At 45.5% G+C, this 4,399-nt stretch carries 4 protein-coding genes; 3 read left to right on the plus strand and 1 reads right to left on the minus strand.

The features are described 5' to 3' along the window. Window positions 1-17 precede the first annotated feature (17 nt). Window positions 18-239, minus strand: coding sequence for a hypothetical protein (locus MOF34_RS19420; RefSeq protein WP_268401397.1), 222 nt, complete (start codon window positions 237-239; stop codon window positions 18-20). 125 nt (window positions 240-364) lie between these two features. Here MOF34_RS19420 and gerKA point away from each other — a divergent pair, with 125 nt between their 5' ends. Genes gerKA through MOF34_RS19435 form a run of 3 tightly spaced genes read left to right on the plus strand, consistent with a single transcriptional unit; the run spans window position 365 to window position 4,361 of the window. Then, window positions 365-1,999 (plus strand): spore germination protein GerKA, encoded by a 1,635-nt coding sequence (gene gerKA / locus MOF34_RS19425; protein WP_268401398.1) that lies wholly within the window; start codon window positions 365-367, stop codon window positions 1,997-1,999. Next, complete coding sequence (locus MOF34_RS19430; protein WP_268401399.1) at window positions 1,989-3,212, plus strand: Ger(x)C family spore germination protein; 1,224 nt, start codon at window positions 1,989-1,991, stop codon at window positions 3,210-3,212. Before gerKA ends, MOF34_RS19430 begins: the two co-directional genes overlap by 11 nt. 24 nt (window positions 3,213-3,236) lie before the next feature. Continuing rightward, window positions 3,237-4,361: a spore germination protein gene (locus MOF34_RS19435; RefSeq protein WP_268401400.1), complete on the plus strand. Its 1,125-nt coding sequence runs from the start codon at window positions 3,237-3,239 to the stop codon at window positions 4,359-4,361. Window positions 4,362-4,399 lie beyond the last annotated feature (38 nt).

A 4,399-nucleotide genomic window follows, 5' to 3' on the forward strand; every position in this document is an offset into this window, starting at 1 on the left:
TAGGGGGTCACTTCACTTCAGGGGTTCTTTTTTTTCGATTTATGGGTTGCATACACTTCTCTCACTAGTATGAAAACAAAAAATAAAAGTACGACCCATTCTGCAAACGTCGTCATCTTAAAGCTGGACATATTGTTATAAATGGCTTCTGTCAAACTGAAACCTTGTAGCATGTCCATCAAAACAGAAATGGTTAATAAACAAATCAGTAAGACCCCTGTCACGCCTAATATCTTCATGGTTCATCACCCTCCGCTTTTAGTGTCTATCTTTATCGGAAAAGTTATACCGCAGCCATCGGTATGCATAATATGAACTCCAAAAGGAAGAATATGAGAAAATAACAAGGAAAGGTATTTTGTGTATGCCTTTATTTTCTAAGCAAAAGAAAGAGACCGATTCGAAAGATAAACAGAAAACAGAAGAAAAGAATCAGGATCAGTCGCAAGAAAAAGAAAGACCGGTTCTCGTTTCCGCAAGTTTGGCCAAAAATATAGCGGAAACGAAGAAGACAGTCGGAAGCAGTTCCGATGTCATTATTCGTGAGATCAAAATCGGTGAGCAGGACCGTGTCCATTTAGCTGTTATTTATATTGCAGGACTGGTCGATAATAGCACGATCCATGAATCGTTAATCGAGCCTTTGGTACAGGATGAGTCTATCCAAAACCCTGATGTGATCCAGCAGATTCTGGAAAAAACGCTCCCATTAGGCGGAGTGAAAGCGGAAAAGAGCTGGGACAACCTTTTTTCTGAATTAATGGTCGGCAATGCGCTCGTTTTTGCAGACGGTTCTGAAGAGGCACTTATCTGCAGCACTCAAGGGGGAGAACAGCGTTCCATCCAAGAGCCGAGCACCCAGGTGTCCTTCCGCGGCCCGCGCCAAGGGTTTACAGAGTCTCTTGAAACCAATATTTCCATGATTCGCCGATACATCAAAAATCCGAATGTATGGGTAGAAAAAATGAAAATAGGGTCTGTAACCCACACGGATGTCGCGCTCATGTACATTCATGGCATTTGTGATGAAAAGGTGCTGAAGGAAGTGAAGCAGCGCCTGAAAAAAATAGACATAGACAGTATTTTAGAATCTGGATATATCGAGCAGCTGATTGAAGATGAAACCTTTACGACGTTTCCGACCATGTATCATACAGAACGCCCTGATGTTGTAGCGGGAAATCTGTTAGAAGGAAGATTTGCGATTGTTGTGGACGGAACGCCGTTTGTTCTTATTGCCCCGGCCTTATTTGTTCAATTCTTTCAGTCTGTTGAAGATTACTATTCGCGTTTTGACATTGCGACGAGCATACGGGTTCTGCGGGTTTTAGTCTTTTTTATTTCACTCGTGGCTCCGGCTGTTTACGTGGCAGCCACTACATTTCACCAGGAAATGATCCCGACGCAGCTGTTAGTTGTCATTGCAGCCCAACGGGAAATTGTCCCGTTTCCAGCTGTCGTCGAAGCACTTACGATGGAGGTTGCTTTTGAGATTCTCAGAGAAGCCGGCGTCAGGCTGCCGCGTGTCGTTGGCTCGGCGGTATCAATCGTAGGTGCGCTTGTTATCGGACAGGCTGCCGTACAGGCTGGTATCGTCTCTCCGGCCATGGTCATTATCGTTGCGATCACCGCGATTGCCAGCTTCGCGACACCCGCTTTCGCCATGGCGATTTCAGCCCGTCTCATTCGATTTATCTTTATTATTGCGTCCTCTATTATGGGGTTTTACGGGCTGATTTTAGGCATCATTATGATGTTTGTCCATTTATGCAGCCTGCGCTCTTTCGGTGTTCCTTATATGTCGCCGCTCGCTCCTTTTTCATCTCAAGGGGTAAAGGACACACTGTTCAGGGTTCCATGGTGGGCTGACGAAAATAGGCCTGAATCGGTCAGCAAGCAAGATAAGGTACGGCAGGGGGATGATCAGCGCCCAAAACCTGACGCTTCACGCGGAATGGTAAACAAGGACTTGGAAGAAGGGGATCAGAATGGTACGTAAACGTGTATTAGCCGTTCTCATGCTTTTGAGTGTGATTGTGCTGCCCGGCTGCTGGGATAAGCGGGAACTGACGGACCTTGCGATTATCTCGGCGATTGGCATCGATCGAACGAACGAAGGCAATTACGTGCTGCATCTTCAAATTATCAATCCCGGAAATGTTGCCGGCGGGCTTCAGGGAGGCGGTGCTGGAGACAGGCCGCCTGTATCCGTTTATTCAATTGTGGGCGACAACATGACGGAAGCGCTCAGAAAAGCTTCCATGAAGGTATCCCGGCGGCTTTACTTTGCCCATACCAATCTCGTTGCGATCAGTGAAAAGCTGGCGAGAGAGGAAGGCTTGGATTTTGTGTTAGATAATCTTGATCGCGACACAGAATTCAGGACAACGGCCACGGTTGTCATCGCTCATAAAACGAAAGCGGAAAACATCGTGAAAATCCTGACGCCGATTGATAAAATCCCGTCAAATAAAGTCAATAAAACACTCGATTTCACGGAGGCGCAATACGGACGGGTGGTCAAAACCAATATTCAGGACGTCCTGAAACAACTTGCCATCAACACAAGAGCACCGGTTATCCCAGGATATATGATGATTGGCGACGATAAAAAAGGAATCAGCATGGAAAACACGCAGGCGACAGATCCAAAAGCCATTCTTCAGGCAGACGGTTTGGCGGTTTTTAATAAGTCAGGACATTTAAAGTATTGGATCGAGGATAGGGAAAGCGTTGGAGCTGTCTGGCTTATGAACAAGGTTCAGCATACATTTATTAATGCTGATTGGGACAAGACAAAGGACGCGGTCAGCTTACAGGTCACTCATCAAACCACTAAGCTCGTACCTGAGATGCGGAACGGACGTCCGCACATCCACGTGCGTGTGGCGGTTGAAGGAATTATAGATGCTGTCAAATACCCTTTCCAATTGTCTGATCCAAAGGAGCTGTCTGCCATTGAAAAAGCTCTCAACAAAGAACTGGAAAAGGAGATCACCAACACTGTGAAAATGGTCAAGAAGAACAAAATTGATTTTATCGGTTTTGGTGACACAATATACAGAAGGTATCCGAAGCAGTGGGAAAAAATGAAAGACACTTGGGATAAAGAGTATTTGCCCGAACTGCCAGTCGATGTGAAGGCAGAGACGTATATCAGAAGAACGGGATTGCGAAACAATCCAATTCAACACCAGCTTGAAGGTGAATAGGTCTGGAGAAAGGGGACATACCAGGTGGAAAAAGCCAAAATCAGCATACGGCAGCTGTTTGTCATGCTTATCATTTTTGAGCTGGGCAGCTCTTTATTGATAACACCGGGTTCAATGGCGCGCAGGGATGCTTGGATCGCAGTTCTATTAGGCTGTGCGGCCGGTTTGTTACTTTACTATTTGTATCAAGGCATTTATCAATGTTACCCCGAATCTTCACCGAAAGAATATATGGATGATATGCTGGGAACCAAGCTAAGCTGGCTGTTTTCATTTCTGTATATCCTGTACTTTGCCTATATCGCCGCCCGGGTGCTGCGAGATTTTGGGGAAATGCTGTTAACGTTTGCCTATCATGATACGCCTATTCTGATCGTGAACGCTTTATTAATGATTGTTAGCATATATGCCGTCAGAAAAGGAATTGAAGTGCTCGCACGTGCGGCTGAGCTTCTTTTCGGAGCCATGTATTTACTGGGCGCCCTCGGCCTTGTTCTGATTATTGTCTCGGGTTCGATAGATACGCAGAATTTAAAACCGATCCTAGAAGACGGCATTGTTCCTGTCATTCACTCTGTTTTCACACAGACCATGTACGTTCCGTTTGGTGAAGTGGTTTTATTTGTGATGATATTCCCTCATCTTAATGACCGAAAAGATGTGAAGAAAGTGGGAATGGCCGCCATAGCCATCAGCGGAATGGTTGTGGCGCTGAGCGTGGCAATTAATATCAGCGTGCTCGATGTTGATCTTACACTCAGATCCCAGTTTCCGCTTTTAAGTACGATTCAGACGATTAAGGTTGAAGAATTTCTAGACCGTCTCGATGTCTTTTTTATGCTGGCTCTGATCATCGGCGGTTTCTTCAAGGTCAGCCTCTATTTATACGCAGTGGTGGTGGGCACATCCACGCTCTTTAAGGAAAAAAAACCTTCCCAATTGGCTTATCCAATGGGATTGGGCATCCTAATCCTTTCTATTACGATTGCGACTAATTTTTCAGAGCATCTGAACGAAGGCCTAAAGGTGGTGCCGCTGTATATTCATTTGCCCTTTCAGCTTTTGTTTCCGCTTTTCTTGTTTATCATAGCCGTTTGGAAAAAGAAGCGAAGAGAGAAATCAAAGGGATCGGAAAAAAAGAAACAATAAAAAGAGCGGGGGGATGCGGGACTGACCCCCGTTTTTGA

Origin of the sequence: Bacillus sp. T17B1, from assembly GCF_026796395.1 — a bacterium.
In the GTDB taxonomy this organism is placed as follows: Bacteria; Bacillota; Bacilli; order Bacillales; family Bacillaceae; genus Bacillus; species Bacillus spizizenii_A.